The organism is Symbiopectobacterium sp. RP (assembly GCF_050472005.1).
Classification (GTDB): Bacteria; Pseudomonadota; Gammaproteobacteria; order Enterobacterales; family Enterobacteriaceae; genus Symbiopectobacterium.
The window spans coordinates 1,481,047-1,497,314 of the sequence record NZ_JBGOGS010000001.1 but is presented as its reverse complement, the minus strand read 5'-3'; the positions used below and the strand labels follow the sequence as shown (position 1 = coordinate 1,497,314).

The 16,268-nt window shown below is 49.8% G+C and carries 14 protein-coding genes and 4 pseudogenes; 7 read left to right on the top strand and 11 right to left on the bottom strand.

Annotated elements, in window-relative coordinates; translation table 11 throughout:
* Nucleotides 1-47 precede the first annotated feature (47 nt).
* Together yejM and ACD630_RS09940 are read right to left on the bottom strand one after the other, a co-directional pair.
* A complete protein-coding gene (gene yejM / locus ACD630_RS09945; RefSeq protein WP_430358956.1) occupies nucleotides 48-1,751 on the bottom strand; it encodes an LPS biosynthesis-modulating metalloenzyme YejM in 1,704 nt (567 codons plus the stop codon).
* Nucleotides 1,752-1,766: 15 nt separating this feature from the next.
* Nucleotides 1,767-1,994 (bottom strand): YejL family protein, encoded by a 228-nt coding sequence (locus tag ACD630_RS09940; RefSeq protein WP_430358955.1) that lies wholly within the window; start codon nucleotides 1,992-1,994, stop codon nucleotides 1,767-1,769.
* 166 nt (nucleotides 1,995-2,160) lie between these two features.
* Between ACD630_RS09940 and yejK the strand changes: the two genes are divergently transcribed.
* Entirely contained in the window at nucleotides 2,161-3,171 is a 1,011-nt protein-coding gene (gene yejK / locus ACD630_RS09935) for a nucleoid-associated protein YejK (protein WP_430358954.1), read from the top strand.
* 100 nt (nucleotides 3,172-3,271) lie between these two features.
* Here the strand turns inward: yejK and rplY are convergent, their stop codons facing one another.
* The 4 genes and pseudogenes from rplY to ACD630_RS09915 form a co-directional block, all read right to left on the bottom strand.
* Nucleotides 3,272-3,556, bottom strand: a complete 285-nt coding sequence (gene rplY, locus ACD630_RS09930; RefSeq protein ID WP_430358953.1) for a 50S ribosomal protein L25 — start codon at nucleotides 3,554-3,556, stop codon at nucleotides 3,272-3,274.
* Nucleotides 3,557-3,766: 210 nt separating this feature from the next.
* A pseudogene (locus tag ACD630_RS09925) lies at nucleotides 3,767-5,522 on the bottom strand (DEAD/DEAH box helicase).
* Nucleotides 5,523-5,525: 3 nt separating this feature from the next.
* Entirely contained in the window at nucleotides 5,526-5,765 is a 240-nt protein-coding gene (locus ACD630_RS09920) for a YecH family metal-binding protein (RefSeq protein ID WP_430358952.1), read from the bottom strand.
* A 109-nt stretch (nucleotides 5,766-5,874) separates the two neighbouring features.
* Nucleotides 5,875-6,799, bottom strand: a pseudogene (locus ACD630_RS09915) (IS5 family transposase).
* 144 nt (nucleotides 6,800-6,943) lie between these two features.
* Between ACD630_RS09915 and ACD630_RS09910 the strand changes: the two are divergent.
* On the top strand, nucleotides 6,944-7,123 hold the full coding sequence (locus ACD630_RS09910; RefSeq protein ID WP_430358951.1) for an IS630 transposase-related protein: 180 nt from the start codon (nucleotides 6,944-6,946) through the stop codon (nucleotides 7,121-7,123).
* 114 nt (nucleotides 7,124-7,237) lie between these two features.
* Nucleotides 7,238-8,372: pseudogene (locus tag ACD630_RS09905) on the top strand (IS481 family transposase).
* Nucleotides 8,373-8,681: 309 nt separating this feature from the next.
* Here ACD630_RS09905 and ACD630_RS09900 read toward each other — a convergent pair.
* Together ACD630_RS09900 and ACD630_RS09895 are read right to left on the bottom strand one after the other, a co-directional pair.
* Nucleotides 8,682-8,861: an IS630 transposase-related protein gene (locus ACD630_RS09900; protein ID WP_430358950.1), complete on the bottom strand. Its 180-nt coding sequence runs from the start codon at nucleotides 8,859-8,861 to the stop codon at nucleotides 8,682-8,684.
* Nucleotides 8,862-9,356 carry a hypothetical protein gene (locus tag ACD630_RS09895; RefSeq protein ID WP_430358949.1) on the bottom strand — a complete coding sequence of 165 codons (495 nt, stop codon included), beginning with the start codon at nucleotides 9,354-9,356 and terminating at the stop codon, nucleotides 8,862-8,864. It lies immediately after the preceding gene.
* 700 nt (nucleotides 9,357-10,056) lie between these two features.
* Here ACD630_RS09895 and gdhA point away from each other — a divergent pair.
* The 4 genes from gdhA to ACD630_RS09875 all read left to right on the top strand — a co-directional run bounded on the left by gdhA (nucleotide 10,057) and on the right by ACD630_RS09875 (nucleotide 14,674).
* A complete protein-coding gene (gene gdhA / locus ACD630_RS09890) occupies nucleotides 10,057-11,400 on the top strand; it encodes an NADP-specific glutamate dehydrogenase (protein WP_430358948.1) in 1,344 nt (447 codons plus the stop codon).
* A 411-nt stretch (nucleotides 11,401-11,811) separates the two neighbouring features.
* Nucleotides 11,812-11,952: an IS630 transposase-related protein gene (locus ACD630_RS09885; RefSeq protein WP_430358947.1), complete on the top strand. Its 141-nt coding sequence runs from the start codon at nucleotides 11,812-11,814 to the stop codon at nucleotides 11,950-11,952.
* A gap of 116 nt (nucleotides 11,953-12,068) precedes the next feature.
* Nucleotides 12,069-14,009, top strand: coding sequence for a type I restriction-modification system subunit M (locus ACD630_RS09880; RefSeq protein ID WP_430358946.1), 1,941 nt, complete (start codon nucleotides 12,069-12,071; stop codon nucleotides 14,007-14,009).
* Nucleotides 14,006-14,674 carry a hypothetical protein gene (locus tag ACD630_RS09875; RefSeq protein WP_430360133.1) on the top strand — a complete coding sequence of 223 codons (669 nt, stop codon included), beginning with the start codon at nucleotides 14,006-14,008 and terminating at the stop codon, nucleotides 14,672-14,674. Before ACD630_RS09880 ends, ACD630_RS09875 begins: the two co-directional genes overlap by 4 nt.
* 158 nt (nucleotides 14,675-14,832) lie before the next feature.
* On the opposite strand, the pseudogene ACD630_RS09870 reads toward ACD630_RS09875, so the two are convergent.
* From ACD630_RS09870 to ACD630_RS09860, 3 genes and pseudogenes are all read right to left on the bottom strand, one after another.
* A pseudogene (locus ACD630_RS09870) lies at nucleotides 14,833-15,159 on the bottom strand (integrase core domain-containing protein); the annotation flags it as partial.
* Between the two features lie 12 nt (nucleotides 15,160-15,171).
* On the bottom strand, nucleotides 15,172-15,330 hold the full coding sequence (locus tag ACD630_RS09865; protein WP_430358945.1) for a hypothetical protein: 159 nt from the start codon (nucleotides 15,328-15,330) through the stop codon (nucleotides 15,172-15,174).
* Between the two features lie 91 nt (nucleotides 15,331-15,421).
* Entirely contained in the window at nucleotides 15,422-16,177 is a 756-nt protein-coding gene (locus tag ACD630_RS09860) for an IS630 family transposase (RefSeq protein WP_430358944.1), read from the bottom strand.
* Between the last annotated feature and the right edge of the window lie 91 nt (nucleotides 16,178-16,268).

The window sequence follows — 16,268 nt, the reverse complement described above, 5'->3', positions numbered from 1 at the left end:
AACCGATTGCAATAGCCTGCTGGCGCGATCGCTTTAGATTTAGGCAGTTAGTTGGCAATAAATCGCCTTTCGCTGGTGAGTACCTGTAACAGCAGCTGTAAACTTGGTTTTTCATCACGCAATTTTTCACCGTCACTGTTGTAGGCATCGTAGCTGCCATTGGCTTCCAATTGGATGATCTGCTCTGGCGTTGTGATCATCAACGCACCGTGGTTGCCGTTCACCAGCCAGTTATTACGTCGCTGGGCCGCAAACAGGTCTTCCCCTTGCGCGTAGTCCGTGGCGGACGTTTTGACATGCAGCAGACGCTGCATCAAAGTGACCATAACGTCTTTTTGATCCGTCATTTTACTGATGGTCTGCGCAGGTGTACCCGGCCAATGTACCACCAGTGGGATCTGCCACTGTGAGCGACGGTAGCGGCTGCCTTTATCCTGTTCGCTGGATTTTGTCGTAATAATCACGACGGTATTATCCAGTTTGCCTTGGCTTTGCAACGTATTAAGTATTGCGCTGATGTTTTGATCGGTGGCTTTAGCATCCGTTAGGGCTCGGGCACCAGTGGTGCCAAGCTCAATATAAGAAAACCACGGCGATGTGGGTTGCGTACCGGTTTCCAGCCACGTCTGCCACTGTTGAACGGTATCAACATCACGTTGAGTTACCGGTACTGAAAGCGAAAAGTCTGACAGTAGTGCCTGGCGATAAAGCGGGTTATCAAAGCCGTTGCTTGAGAAAAGACCAAATTGATAGCCTTGTTGGTTCAGGGAACTCACCAACGCTGATGGCGTGCGTGCACTCAATACCCCATCCATGTAGGTGGTCGAGATACCATAGAACAGGTTGAACAGGCTACTTTGGGCATTCTGGCTGACATTGAAATGGTTGCTGAAGTGCACGTTCTCTTCTGCAAAACGCATCAACTGCGGCATACGGATGAGCGGCAGTTGATCTGCGACCACAATCAACAGATTGTAGCCGCTGCCGGCATCGCGGAACTGAATATTGTTCAGTGGGTATTCCAGCGTAATCGCCTCAGGGTTGCCCTGTAGGGCAATGCGTCGCTCATATGCTTGAGCGTCCAGCAGGCCGTGTTTTTCCAGAAATCGTCGCGCAGTCATCGGATAGGATAACGGCAATGTGGCGCGCTGCATGGTGATCGGTCGATAGAAGTTGGCATCGGCCCAGATATACATCATATGCGATGCGAAAAACGCACTGATAAATACCGCGGCGACCGGCATGCCAATGTGGTGACGGTTCAGACTACGCAGTTTTTGCCAGCACCAAGTGCCAAACAGCATCTCCACCATGAAAATCACGGGGATGCCGATAAACATCAGTTGCCAGTCACGGGCCAGGTCACTTTGTTCTGGATTGATCACCACCTTCCAGACGGTGAGATTCAAGTGCAGGTGGAAGCGGCTAAACACCTCCATATCCAGCAACAGCAGCGTCAGCCCTGCGGTTGCCAACGCCGCAGAAAGAAAACGCAGCAAACGCTGCGACATCACCACGAATGTCAAGGGAAAGACAATCAATAGGTAGACGGCAAAAACGATAAAACTAAAATGCCCCAGCCAGCTGACAAGGGCATAGCTACGGCCAAGTAACGATGAGGGCCAATCCGCCACGAACAGATAGCGGCTGCCCCCCCCCAGACTCAACAGGATGTTAAATAGCGCGAACCAATGCCCCCAACTGATCATCTGGGAAACTTTTTCGCGATAGTTGTGATGGTTGCTTACCATAGCCTCTGGTCGGTGTTAGTGCGCGTTATGGGTAGTGATGGATGCCTGCAACGCATCAGCAAAAGAACGAGCCAATACCTGACGCTGCTCCGGTGCTACGCTGGTGTTGATAAGATTGGTGACCATGTTGCCCAAAACCATCAAGGAGAGGTCAGTAGGGGTACGGTGTTTTCCCAATACGCTTACCAATTCGGAAAGCACTTGTTCGACGAGTTCGTCACTGTAACGGGATAATTGTGCCATAAAAGGGCGATTCTCAAGCTGATAAAGGGGAATATCTTACCGTAACGACCTGACGTTTTCCGCAATTTTATCATTTTAGCCTCAACCTCTGGTGGCTGGAGGCTTTCTCTTGCAGGGGACCTGCGTTGGTGTTTGAATACGCTCCTTGCCAAAAGGAGAGTTTATCATGAGTCTGGATATCGACCAGATTGCCTTGCATCAGCTTGTCAAACGTGATGAGCAAACGTTGGAGTTGGTGTTACGGGATTCGTTATTGGATGCCACCCCCGCCGTTGACGAGATGATGGCCGAGTTGCACCGCGTCTACAGTGCGAAAAACAAGGCCTACGGCGTGTTCGAGGAACAGAGCGAACTGGCCCATGCACTGCGTGGCTGCCGTAAAGGGGAGGAGGATTTCCTCGGGTTTAGTCGCGCGGCCACCGCGCGTTTGCGTGATGAACTGGCGAAATATCCCTTTTCGGAGGGGGGCATCGTGCTGTTCTGCCAATACCGCTATCTGGCGGTTGAGTACCTGCTGGTGGCGGTGCTGAGCAGTTGCAGCAGCATGCGCGTCAATGAACAGTTGGATATCAGCAGCACACACTATCTGGATATCCCCCATGCGGATATTGTGGCGCGTATCGATCTCACAGAATGGGAAACCAACCCGGAATCTCAACGCTATCTGACCTTCCTGAAAGGACGGGTCGGGCGCAAGGTCGCGGATTTCTTTATGGATTTCCTCGGTGCCAGCGCGGGGCTTGACGCCAAAGCGCAGAGTCGGGGCCTGTTGCAGGCGGTAGACGATTATTGTGCCGATGCGCAGCTGGATAAAAACGAGTGTCAGCAATACCGTCAGCAGGTATACAGCTATTGCAATGAGCAATTGCAGGCAGGGGAAGAGATAGAGGTTGCTGCGTTGTCGCAGGAACTACCGCCGTTGGGAGAGAAAACCTTCCATGCTTTTTCAGAAGAGCACGGCTATGAATTGGAAGAGAGTTTCCCGGCGGATCGCAGCACGCTGCGCCAGCTGACCAAGTATGCTGGCAGTGGCGGTGGGTTGACGATCAACTTTGATGCCATGCTGCTGGGCGAGCGTATCTTCTGGGATCCGACAACCGACACACTTACCATTAAAGGAACGCCGCCGAATTTGCGTGATCAGCTACAGCGCCGTTTAAGCAGCGGTGATAAATAAGCGACCAGAAAACGAAAAACGCCGCATAAGCGGCGTTTTTCTTATCGACATTCTTGCTTGCTAGGAAAACTCGCAGCGTCCCACGGATTTCCCCAAACGATTAAGCGCGAACGAAGTCGATGTGAGTCAGTTTCGGCTTGTAAGCGTGACGCTGAACAGCCTGAACTTTCACTTTTTCTTCTTTACCATCGACAACCAGGGTCAGAACTTCGCCGTAAAAACCTTCTTTAGCTTCTAGGTTTTTAACGCTGTCGTGATCCAAGGCGATAGATACCGGCGCTTCCGCACCACCGTAGATGATGGCTGGGAATTTGCTGGCTGCGCGCAGGCGGCGGCTCGCACCCTTACCCTGCTCTTTACGTACTTCTGCGTTAATAGTGATCATTATTTTCTCTATTTTAGAAAATACACCTGCTACAGGCGACCCAGCAACAGGTTAGGTTATTCGCAATGGAATGTATTATTCACAATGGAATGTATTATTCACAATGGAATGTATTATTCACAATGGAACAGATTTGCTTTTGCATGACAAAAGCGGCCTGCATTCTAACGGAATATCCGCGTGGCGGCAAATGAAACCGTGTTACGCCAGCTAGCGTAATTCATTGGCACGGCGAAAACGGCCTTCATAATCAAACAGTTTTTCCCTCACTTGCCAAAAGCCTTGCCGCTGTTTGCCTTGGCGTCGCGCCACGACAAAGTCCGGCGCACGCAGGGCGGCCTGTTGGCGCAAGATATCCTGTGCGGATTGCCATGTCAGCACTAGCCCCGGCGCACGTTGGTGCACCCGTAAAAACTGCTGAGTAAAGACGCGGCGCTGGGCAGGCGTATGCAGGCGAAAACGTTCGCTGACGTCAGCGCCGTCTCCATCAACATAGGTGATCTTTAGCCATTCACCTTTTTCATCCTGCCCGGTCGTCATCTGCATGCCGCTACAGCGCAGCACCAGAGCATCTTTCAAGTTGAGTGCGGCTTTTAGCATGTCGTCAGGATCGACACATAATGTGATCGCATTGGTGGCAACGACGTGCGGCAATGTCGTTTTCGGCACCACATTCCGGGCATACTTTAAAGCGGAAACGGTAATCGCACTGCGTTCGAACACCGTTGTCGTCTTCTTCATAGCCCTGGCAGCGGCGAGCATAGTGTTCGACAATATCACACTCCGCCGTGGTTTTTCCCCAAAACAGGTTGGCAAAACCGCACTGCGGGCAAAGCACCTGTACCGGCTGGCTCCCGCTGTGCGGTTTATGGCTGCCTACTTCCGGCATATACAAATCATGGGGATTCCCGGCGTAATCCAGAATCAGGCAATCCGTTTTTCCTAGCGATAGGCGCAGGCCGCGTCCAACGATCTGCTGATACAGGCTGACGGATTCCGTCGGGCGCAGGATAGCTATGACGTCAACGTGCGGCGCATCAAAGCCCGTCGTCAACACCGCCACATTGACCAGATAGTGCAACTGTTGCTGCTTAAAGGCAGCGATCAGCACATCGCGTTCTGCGGCAGGGGTTTCCCCGCTGATAAAAGAGGCTTTTTCTGAAGGCAACAGACCGTGTATTTCTAGGGCGTGCTCCACGGTCGCCGCAAAGATCATCACGCCTTTACGCTCGGTGCCGTAGCTGACAATCTGGGGCGTCACGCGCTGCTGCAGTCGTAATTCACGGTTGAGTTCCGCGTCGCTGAACAGACCGTGGGGCTGCACGCTCAAACGGCTGAAATCGTATTGCACTACTGGCATATCTAGGCGCTGCGGCGCTACCAGAAAGCCGTGTTTGATCATGTAACTCAGCGGGAGTTCATAGATACAGTCGCGAAACAGGCATTGTTCATCACCGCGAATCATGCCGTGGTAGTGATATTGATAAATCCAGCCTTTGCCCAAGCGGTAAGGCGTTGCGGTAAGGCCGAGCAGGCGCAGTGCGGGGTTTTGTGCGCGCAGGTGCGTAATGATTTGCTGATATTGACTGTCATCGTCATCGCTGATGCGGTGACATTCATCGATGATCAGTAGCGAGAACTGGGTAAAGGCAGGCAGATTTCGCGCCACGGATTGCACGCTGCCAAACACCACTTTGCCTTCGCTGCGGCGCTGGTTAAGTCCGGCTGCAAAAATGTCGGCATCCAATCCCCAGGCGCAATATTTAGCGTGATTCTGTTCAACCAGCTCTTTGACATGCGCCAGCACCAACACGCGCCCTCGCGCTAACCGCGCCAGTTCGGCAATCACCAGACTCTTTCCTGCGCCGGTGGGCAGTACGATCAGCGCAGGGTGTTGATATTGGCGAAAATAGGCCAGCGTGGCGGAAACTGCCTCCTGTTGATAGGGGCGTAAGGTGAACGCCATGGCTTAGTGTTGGCAGATCTTGCTGGCTGCCGTGTTAAACCCTGCGTCCTGTGGGATAAACTTGCCTTTGTTTGCCAGAAAATCCACCAGCATGGCCGCGCTCATGTCGGCAGCGGAGCAGGTATGAAAGCGTGCGTCGGCACCGAAACGCGCTTCAATGGCGGCAATCAGCCCCTCAGTGGTGTAGGATTCGGCAGAATCCAGCATCATATGCAGTACTTCATGACCGTGAATAGATGACATCGTGTGCTCCTGTAATAACCATGAAAATAAAAGATGTATTTATTCTATATTTTTGGCTTTGTTGAATAAATCAGAACTTGTAACGACTGCGCCCCATACGGGTCGATTGTTACGTGATGCGAATACTGTTCGGCATTCCTAATAGCGTGATCAGGTTAAGCGCTTTGACCATGGCCATGGCTTCACCCACCTGACCATCGTAGTCTCTCAGACTTAGATGACCACCCAGAAGCCTTTTGAACCGGAACATGGCCGTTTCAGCCACTGAGCGCCGGTGATAGCCCACTTTCTTTTTCCAGATAGCGTTACTACCGCTAATGCGCTGATTTGCAACAGCGTGGTTACGCTCGTGGTAGTGCTCTTGCCAATATTGCGCCCCCCCTTCGTGGCGGGATAAGCGGCCTTATTTTCTTCCTCAGCAGAGCATCATAGCAGTAAACTGTATCCTAAGCGCCGTCAGCCGATGCCTCTCTGATTTTCCGGTGGGTCTGGTTTATCAGCGCCGGTAGAGCTTGGGCATCAGTCGTACCACTGAGCGACAAATCCACACAGATAATCTCATGCGTCACACTGTCTACTGCCAGGTGCAGCTTACGCCATACCCTGCGTCTGTCGGCACCATGCTGCCGGACTTTCCATTCGCCTTCGCCAAAGACCTTCAGGCCGGTTCCATCAATGACCAGATGTGAGATTTCACCACGGGTTGGCGTTTTTATGCTGATGTTCACTGTCTTTGCTCGCTTGCTGAGCAGCGAATAGTCTGGACAATGGAGCGACAATTTAATCAGTTTAAAAATCGAGTCACCAAAGCCCTGTAAAGCCCTCAATGAAAGGCCAAACATGCGTTTCATCATCAGGACTGTGGTGATGGGCATATCTGAGTAGTGGAGCGGTCGTCCACGCCGTTCAGTAGTGTTTTTTTCCGTCCATGCAGCAATGGCTGATTCATCTAGCCATACGGTTAGAGAAGCGCGCTGCTTGAGGGCCTTGTTATAAGAGGGCCAGTTGGTGATTTTAAAATTTTGTTTTGTCATGGAGACCTGATTTTAAAACAACTGTGTTGATCTGCTCCGATGATTACCCAAAAGTTCTATTTATTCAACAAAGCCCTAATTGTTATCAAAATAATATCGCTTGGCTATATGGCTAAACGACTTAATTTTGATTACATTATTTAAATGAGCTATTCAATTGATTTTAGACGTAAAGTGATATCTACACGGGAAGAAGAAGGGTTGAGTATCCGAGAAACAGCGAAGCAATTTCGGATTGGCCCTGCCTCTGTATCGCGTTGGATTAATCAAATAGCGTCAAAAGCATCGACCACGCGTCAGCGAAAGATCGGCTTTGTTGAATAAATAGATTTTATGTGTATTAGTCGCGACTAGATCTGACACTGGACCTTGAAAGGTTGAGAGTTACCGGTTTTGATATGGGTGTCTAATTCTTAAACAAAACGCGAGGTAACTCTCATGCTTCATACTAACAATCCCATTATCAAACACAAAGCCGGCCTGTTCAATCTCGCCGAAGAACTCGGTATAGCCAAACGACTTAAAAATGATTACAGCCAATGCCCTGATATGTGGCAAAAAAATACAGCTAATTGTTATCAAAATAATGTCGCTTGGCTATAACGTATCAAAAGCCTGCAAGATCATGGGCGTGTCACGCGATACATTTTACCGTTATCAGGAACTGGCTACTGAAGGCGCCATTGATGCGCTGGTTAACCAGAACCGCCGGGTTCCGAACCTGAAGAACCGCACCGACGAAGCCACTGAACGCGCGGTTGTTGATTATGCTATTGAGTTCCCGCCCCATGGGCAGCACCGGACCAGTAATGAGCTGCGTAAAAAAGGCGTGTTTATCTCCGGCAGCGGCGTGCGCTCCATCTGGCAACGACACGACCTGGAGAACTTCCGTAAACGCCTGAAGGCGCTTGAGGAAAAGGTCGCCAGAGAAGGCATTGTCCTTACCGACGCTCAAATCGCAGCCCTGGAGAAGAAGGCGCACGATGATGAGGCCTGCGGTGAAATCGAGACGGCACATCCCGGGTATCTGGGCTCGCAGGACACCTTCTACGTGGGCAATCTGAAGGGGGTGGGCCGTATCTACCAGCAGACGTTCGTGGATACGTACTCGAAAGTGGCGCACTGCAAGCTGTATACGAATAAAACACCGCTCACCGCCGCCGACCTGCTCAATGATAGCGTACTCCCGTTCTACGAGGCTCAGGGACTGCCGGTGCTGAGAATACTGACCGACAGGGGTACGGAGTACTGTGGTAAAGTGGAGCAGCATGATTATCAGCTTTATCTGGCTATCAACGATATCGAGCATACGAAAACGAAGGCGATGTCTCCGCAGACGAACGGCATCTGCGAGCGCTTCCATAAAACCATTTTGCAGGATTTTTATCAGGTTACGTTCCGCAAGAAGTTATATGGAGACCTGGAAAGTCTGCAGGTAGATCTGGACAGCTGGTTGTGGCATTACAATACTGAGCGAACTCATCAGGGAAAAATGTGCTGCGGGCGTACGCCGATGGCCACTTTACTCGATGGAAAACGGAGCTGGGCAGAAAAGAATCTGAACCAGATGTAATCTGACAGACACCTGTATAAATAATCGGTAACTGTCAGATCAGGTCTGAGCTAGTACATTTTATGCTGGCAGCCCATCGAAACGACGGATCCTCGCAACGCAAAATCATGCAGTTAGGCCTCATAAGAAAACTGTAAACCTGAGGTGACAAGCATTTTCTACCAAAACTGGCTTCGCAAAACAGCATGACTCACTATTATTCAACAAAGCCCGTAAAATCATGCAATTAGGCCTAATGAGAAAAGTGTACACATGAGATGACAAGCATTTTCAACCAAAACTGGCATGGAAAAACAGCATGATTACCTATTATTCAACAAAGCCGATCTTTCGCTGACGCGTGGTCGATGCTTTTGACGCTATTTGATTAATCCAACGCGATACAGAGGCAGGGCCAATCCGAAATTGCTTCGCTGTTTCTCGGATACTCAACCCTTCTTCTTCCCATGTAGATATCACTTTACGTCTAAAATCAATTGAATAGCTCATTTAAATAATGTAATCAAAATTAAGTCGTTTAGCTATATCAGCCGTCAAAGCATCCATATGAGTCAGACTCTCAGACAAGCCCTCGGTTAGCGTTGAACGACAACCCGCCCTATCGGTTAGAGTTTGAGACAAGGGCGCTATTGGTAAACCATTTGTAGCATCAACCAGTAGGCTGGTTTGTAGTTCATAACCGACGTCGCCACCATGCGTCATTTTCAAACGTTCTTCTTTCCCATTGTGGGTACGAAACTGTAAATGAGACCAGTCGTGAACGACGAGAGCATATGGATGCGGGCTAAGTGCAACCTGCCGGAGAGCCAGCGAAATAATCGGTTCATTGAGCTGAGTGAAGCTAATACGTTCATTATTAAAAAAACGCCAAACGGCCTGAGTAGTGGCGAATGTTGTTTTCTGCGCGCAGGCAAGGTCTTTAACGGTTGACGCCAATGGTGCTGCGGGAGTCATGTGTTGCTTAACCAGACGCTGATATAGCAAAGCGACATTATTTTGATAACAATTAGCTGTATTTTTTTGCCACATATCAGGGCATTAGCTGTAATCATTTTTAAGTCGTTTGGCTATAACGCCGGTTAAGGCGGGCATCAATCCCGCCGATGGATAAGTTGAGATCATGCAGCAACGTAATAGCAGATATTGCAAAAGATGTGTAGATACCTATGGGTTAAGGCCGTGGAGCCTTTTTAGGTAGTGCATTTTTTTGCAAATTGACCGATTTTTTAGTCGATCGCATTTTTTTACCTCCCCTCTGTTAACCGCTTTTTTGTGCACTGAATTGTACTTTCTTTTGTTATATAACAAAAAGTTATGACAAATTTTTATCATTTTTTATGTGAGTGTAAGTGCCTATCTCATTGATTTTTATAGCAAACCGACTTAAAAATGATTACAGCTAATGCCCTGATATGTGGCAAAAAAATACAGCTAATTGTTATCAAAATAATGTCGCTTGGCTATAAGCATATAAAACCTTAAAAAACGCTTGCTTGAATATCCACCAGCAGTGCTATAGTCGAAGCGGCACAACATCATTCAACCGCGATCCCATAGGCTTTTAACGTGCATAACTTTCACCGTGTTCACGCGGCTAGGCACTTTGCTGCGCGTGACGTGAAAGGGTGCGAGATAAAAAAAGCACAGTCCACCGGACGCTTTTTCTTTTTTGCAGGAGTTGGTAATGGCTCAATTAGTCTCTCTGGAAAGTTTTCTCAATCAGGTTCAGCAGCGCGACCCGCATCAGCCGGAGTTTTCTCAAGCGGTCAGGGAAGTTTTCTCTACCCTGTGGCCGTTTCTGGAACAGAATCCGCGCTATGCAGAGCAAAGCCTGCTGGAACGTCTGGTCGAGCCAGAGCGTGTTATCCAGTTTCGCGTTGCCTGGACGGATGACAAAGGTCAGGTGCAGGTCAACCGCGCTTGGCGCGTGCAGTTCAGTTCCGCCATTGGTCCGTATAAAGGCGGGATGCGTTTCCACCCTTCGGTGAACCTCTCCATTCTCAAATTCCTCGGTTTCGAGCAAACCTTTAAAAACTCGCTGACCACGCTGCCAATAGGCGGTGGTAAAGGCGGTTCCGATTTTGATCCAAAGGGTAAAAGCCATGGTGAAGTGATGCGCTTCTGTCAGGCGCTGATCGCGGAACTGTATCGCCATCTGGGGCCGGATACTGACGTACCTGCCGGAGACATCGGTGTGGGCGGTCGTGAAGTGGGCTTTATGACCGGGATGATGAAAAAGCTGACCAACAACACCGCGTGTGTGTTTACCGGTAAAGGACTCTCTTTTGGCGGCAGTCTGATTCGCCCGGAAGCGACAGGGTATGGGCTAGTCTACTTCACGCAGGCGATGCTGGAGCGTCACGGCCTTGGGTTTGAGGGCATGCGTGTTGCAGTCTCCGGGTCCGGTAACGTGGCGCAGCATGCCATTGAAAAAGCGTTGTCTCTGGGTGCTCGTGTGATTACCGCTTCGGACTCCAACGGCACGGTCGCGGATGAGGCGGGCTTCACGCCGGAGAAACTGGCGCTGCTGGCGGATATCAAAAACCAACGTTATGGCCGTGTGAAGGATTACGCGCGCGAAGCCGGTCTTACATACCTGCCAGGCCAAACGCCGTGGAACGTGCCCGTGGACATCGCACTGCCGTGCGCCACGCAGAATGAGCTGGACCTGACCAGTGCCAAGACGCTGATTGCTAACGGGGTGAAAGCAGTGGCGGAAGGGGCCAATATGCCGACCACGATCGAAGCGACGGATGCCTTCCTGGAAGCCAATGTACTGTTTGCGCCGGGCAAAGCGGCAAACGCCGGTGGTGTCGCAACCTCTGGGCTGGAAATGGCACAGAATGCGGCGCGCATGGGCTGGAAAACGGAGAAAGTGGATGCGTGTTTGCACCACATCATGCTGGATATCCACCATGCGTGCGTAGATTTCGGCGGCGAAGGTCAATACACCAACTACGTGCGCGGCGCGAACATCGCGGGCTTTGTGAAAGTGGCAGATGCGATGCTGGCACAGGGCGTAGTGTGACGATATCGCCTCGTGAGGCTATCTCCGTCTGTATTAATGAGCGGGGATTTCTGTCTGCTCCGTGAAGGTTTCGTGCGCGTTAACCAACATGGATTTCTGCAACCATTGCAGCACGCGCCCAACACGAGGCGCTCAATCGCCGCCGCCTCGTGACTCTAGGCTTTTCGCGAGAAATCACGCCGCTACGCGTTACCTTCGGCGTTCGTGCCCGCTGTTCGGGCCGCTAGCGACGCGCTCCCGGCGCGGCGCTAGCTTTCGCAGCATCCATGCCACTCACCCGGCGGTCACGCCACCTCAGCGTGATTCTTTACGCGAGTGAAAGTCAAAGACGAAAACCCAGAGTAACTTTCAATCTGTCGGTGCATCAGCCTAGATATAGCTAAACGACTTAATTTTGATTGCATTATTTAAATGAGCTATTCAATTGATTTTAGACGTAAAGTGATATCTACACGGGAAGAAGAAGGGTTGAGTATCCGAGAAACAGCGAAGCAATTTCGGATTGGCCCTGCCTCTGTATCGCGTTGGATTAATCGGATATTTGCATTCTGAGGTAGGATCGCAGATTTAATCTGGTAATGGAATTCACACTATTTTGTGCAAAACATGGTTGACGATCACCTTTAGAGCATAGTACCGTTTCGTGCAAAAGATGGTTGGAGGCCAGAATGAACGACTTTACGGGATCAGCAGCTTTACAAGCTGACTTTATTTGGAAGAATGCAGAAGACCTGTGGGGTGACTTCAAGCATACAGACTTTCGCAAGATCATCTTGCCGTTTACCTTGCTGCGTCGTTTGGAGTGTGCGCTGGAGCCGACTCGCGAGGCGGTTAGGGATGCTTATAGCCTCTTCAAGGATTCTGATATCGAACTGGATACCGTACTGCGCTCGACGGCCATTTACCCCTTCTACAACACCTCTGAATACTCACTCGCTACGCTGGGTAACAGCAAGACTCGCCGCAATCTGGAAGACTATCTAGCCTTGTTTTCAGATAATGCTCGGGCTATTTTCGAGGAATTCGAATTCGGCAATACTGTGATCCGACTGGAGAAGGCTGGGCTGCTGTACAAGATTTTCCAGAACTTCGCCAAGATCGACCTGCATCCTGACGTACTGCCAGACCGGGTGATGAGCAATATCTATGAACACCTGATCCGCCGCTTTGGTGCCGAGGTCAACGAAGGGGCCGAGGACTTCATGACACCTCGTGACATCGTTCACCTAGCAACTGCGTTGTTGCTTGACCCGGATGATGCCCAGTTTGAGGCTAGCCCCGGTTTGATTCGCACCCTGTACGACCCGACTTGCGGTACGGGCGGATTCCTAACTGATGCGATGAACCATGTGGCAGGCTACGGCAGCCATTACAAAATACCTCCGGTACTAGTGCCGCACGGGCAAGAACTAGAACCGGAAACCCATGCAGTCTGCGTGGCCGGTATGCTGATCCGCCGCCTAGAGTTTGATCCTGGGCGCGACCTGTCCAAGAACATTCGCCAAGGCAGCACGCTCTCCAACGATCAGTTTGCCGGTGAGCGCTTCCACTACTGCTTGTCCAATCCGCCTTTCGGAAAGAAATGGGAGAAAGATAAAAAAGCCGTTGAGGATGAACACGAAAAAGGCGAGCTGGGCCGCTTAGGGCCGGGTCTGCCGAAGATCAGCGACAGCTCCATGTTGTTTTTGATGCACTTGGCCAGCAAGCTGGAACTGCCTGCCAATGGCGGTGGACGTGCGGCTATCGTGTTGTCGGGTTCGCCACTATTTAATGGTGCTGCCGCTTCCGGTGAATCGGAAATCCGCCGCTGGTTGCTGGAGAATGATCTAGTTGAAACTATTATAGCTTTGCCGACAGACTTGTTCTTCCGCACCAATATCGCCACTTATCTCTGGATACTGTCCAATAAAAAATTGGAGCAGCGCAAAGAGAAGGTGCAGCTGATCAACGCCACCAGTCTCTGGACTTCCATTAAGAATGAAGGCAACAAACGCCGAATCGTGAGCGATGATCAGCGCTGCCAGATCCTAGATATGTATGCTGCTGGAGAAACCGACAAACTCTCCAAAATGCTGGATTACCGGACTTTTGGTTATCGCCGTATCAAGGTGCTGCGCCCATTGCGAATGAAGTTGATTTTGGACCAAGAAGGGCTTGACCGACTGGTATCTGATTCTACGTGGCTGAAGCTGTCGTCCGCTCATCAATCCTTCTGGTTGGATGCAATCAAGCCGTTATCAGGACAAACCAAGGATTACAACTGGGCTGAAACCTTTGCTAAAGATGCTGCAAAGTCCGATAAGGCAAAGGCGCTCAAGGTAAAGGCAACCAAGACCCTTATCACCGCCTTGATCACCGCCTTTGGGCATAAAGACCCAGAAGCCGAGCCGGTTACGGATGCCAACGGCGAACTTGTGCCGGACGCCTATCTGGACGAGAGTTTTACCGATGCCAGAGATGGTCTGTTGGGCCGCGTCGGCTACGAGATCAATTTCAACCGCTTCTTCTACCAGTATGAGCCACCGCGCAAGCTGCACGATATTGACGACGAGCTGAAGCAGGTAGAAGCCGAGATAGCCGCACTACTGGCAGAGGTGGCGAGCGAATGAGCCAGTACAAAACGTATCATGCGTATAAGGATTCTGGCGTTGAGTGGATTGGGCAGGTGCCGGAGCATTGGGAGGTGAAGCCCATTTGCCGAGTAACCTCAGTCAATGATGATGCTTTGTCAGATTCAACCACTGGAACAACGCGCATTAGTTACGTCGATATATCGTCCGTAGGATATTTGGAGGGCATCAAGCAAGCTACGGAAATGGCTTTTGCAGATGCTCCGTCCAGAGCCAGACGCAAGGCATCTACTGGGGATGTAGTCGTTTCCACCGTAAGGACATACTTGAAGGCAGTTGCCGCAGTTACTGATGAGTATGCTGATTCTGTGTTCTCAACAGGATTTGCCGTTCTTCGTGCCCGCAAGTTGGAACAACCCTTCCTTAAATGGATGATTCTTAACGAACTTATTGTCCAGGCTATTGAAGCTCATTCTGAGGGGCTGAGCTATCCGGCAATAAATGCTTCTGCCTTAGTTAAGCTCAAAAGTGTCATCCCATCACCAGACGAACAAGCCATCATCTCTGCCACTCTCGACCGCGAAACCGCTCGTATTGATGCGCTGATTGGCAAGGCGGAACAAAGTATCACCTTGCTCAAAGAACGCCGGGCCGCCTTTATCACAGCCGCAGTTACCGGTCAGATTGATTTGCGAGGAGAATAATAAATGGGATCATCAGCACATCAAGAAAAGCACTTCCAGCACTACATCATCGGACGGCTGGTTGAACAGGGTTGGAAACTGGGAGAATCCAGGTTTTATGTGTACTAGCTCAGACCTGATCTGACAGTTACCGATTATTTATACAGGTGTCTGTCAGATTACATCTGGTTCAGATTCTTTTCTGCCCAGATCCGTTTTCCATCGAGTAAAGTGGCCATCGGCGTACGCCCGCAGCACATTTTTCCCTGATGAGTTCGCTCAGTATTGTAATGCCACAACCAGTTGTCCAGATCTACCTGCAGGCTTTCCAGGTCTCCATATAACTTCTTGCCGAACGTAACCTGATAAAAATCCTGCAAAATGGTTTTATGGAAGCGCTCGCAGATGCCGTTCGTCTGCGGAGACGTCGCCTTCGTTTTTGTATGCTCGATATCGTTGATAGCCAGATAAAGCTGATAATCATGCTGCTCCACTTTACCACAGTATAGCCAAGCGACTTAATTTTGATTACACCATATGGACTGAGAACAAAATCTCTGTATCGCAACCACTCTCTCTTTTTTTGCTTGTGCCCATTTATGCTCAATTGGGACTTTGTTGAATAATAGTGAATCATGCTGTTTTTCCAGCCAGTTTTGGTAGAAAATGCTTGTCACCTCAGGTTTACAGTTTTCTTATGAGGCCTAACTGCATGATTTTGCGTTGCGAGGATCTGTCGTTTCACCGGGGGTGCAGCATAAAATATGTTTATTCAACAAAGCCCTCAATTGGGTTAAGATCTGGCGAATATGTAGGCAAATACTCCACCATATACCCTGCATCGATGATGACTTGTTGAATATTATGTTTTTTGTGAAAAGTTGCATTGTCCATCACGATTACACTGTTTTTAGGGAGTACTGGGATAAGGACTTGTGTGACCCAGGAATAGAAAACATCGCTGTTAATATTGATATCAAATAATCCGATAGCAAACAGCGTTGTGCCTAATAACGCGCCGATAACATTTGTTCTTCCCTTGGCTCCCCCGTTCTTCAGGCCAAAACACCGTTGACCTTTTGGGGAATAGCCGTGAGTCCGTGGGGTATCGTGTGGAAAACCACTTTTATCAATAAAAGCAATAGGTTTGCTTTCTTTTTCATACTGTTGTATTTTTTGTTGAAATGCTTGCCGGGCGCTTTCGTCGGCTTTCGGATGACGTAGCGTTTTTTTATAGGTCAATCCCAGCTTTTTAAGAGCTTGCCAAATGGCCTTCTGACAAACGCCAAAACGCTCTGCACATTCTTTTTGGTAAGCATCTGGATATGGTTCAACATCTTTTATCAACTCGGATTTATCGATCTTTCGCTGACGTGTGGTCGATGCTTTTGACGCTATTTGATTAATCCAACGCGATACAGAGGCAGAGCCAATCCGAAATTGCTTCGCTGTTTCTCGGATACTCAACCCTTCTTTTTCCCGTGTAGATATCACCTTACGTCTAAAATCAATTGAATAGCTCATTTAAATAATGCAATCAAAATTAAGTCGTTTAGCTATAACGATTTTCTGCCAGATGTAACAAGGTCGTTGCCAAGTCACTCTACAATCGTTA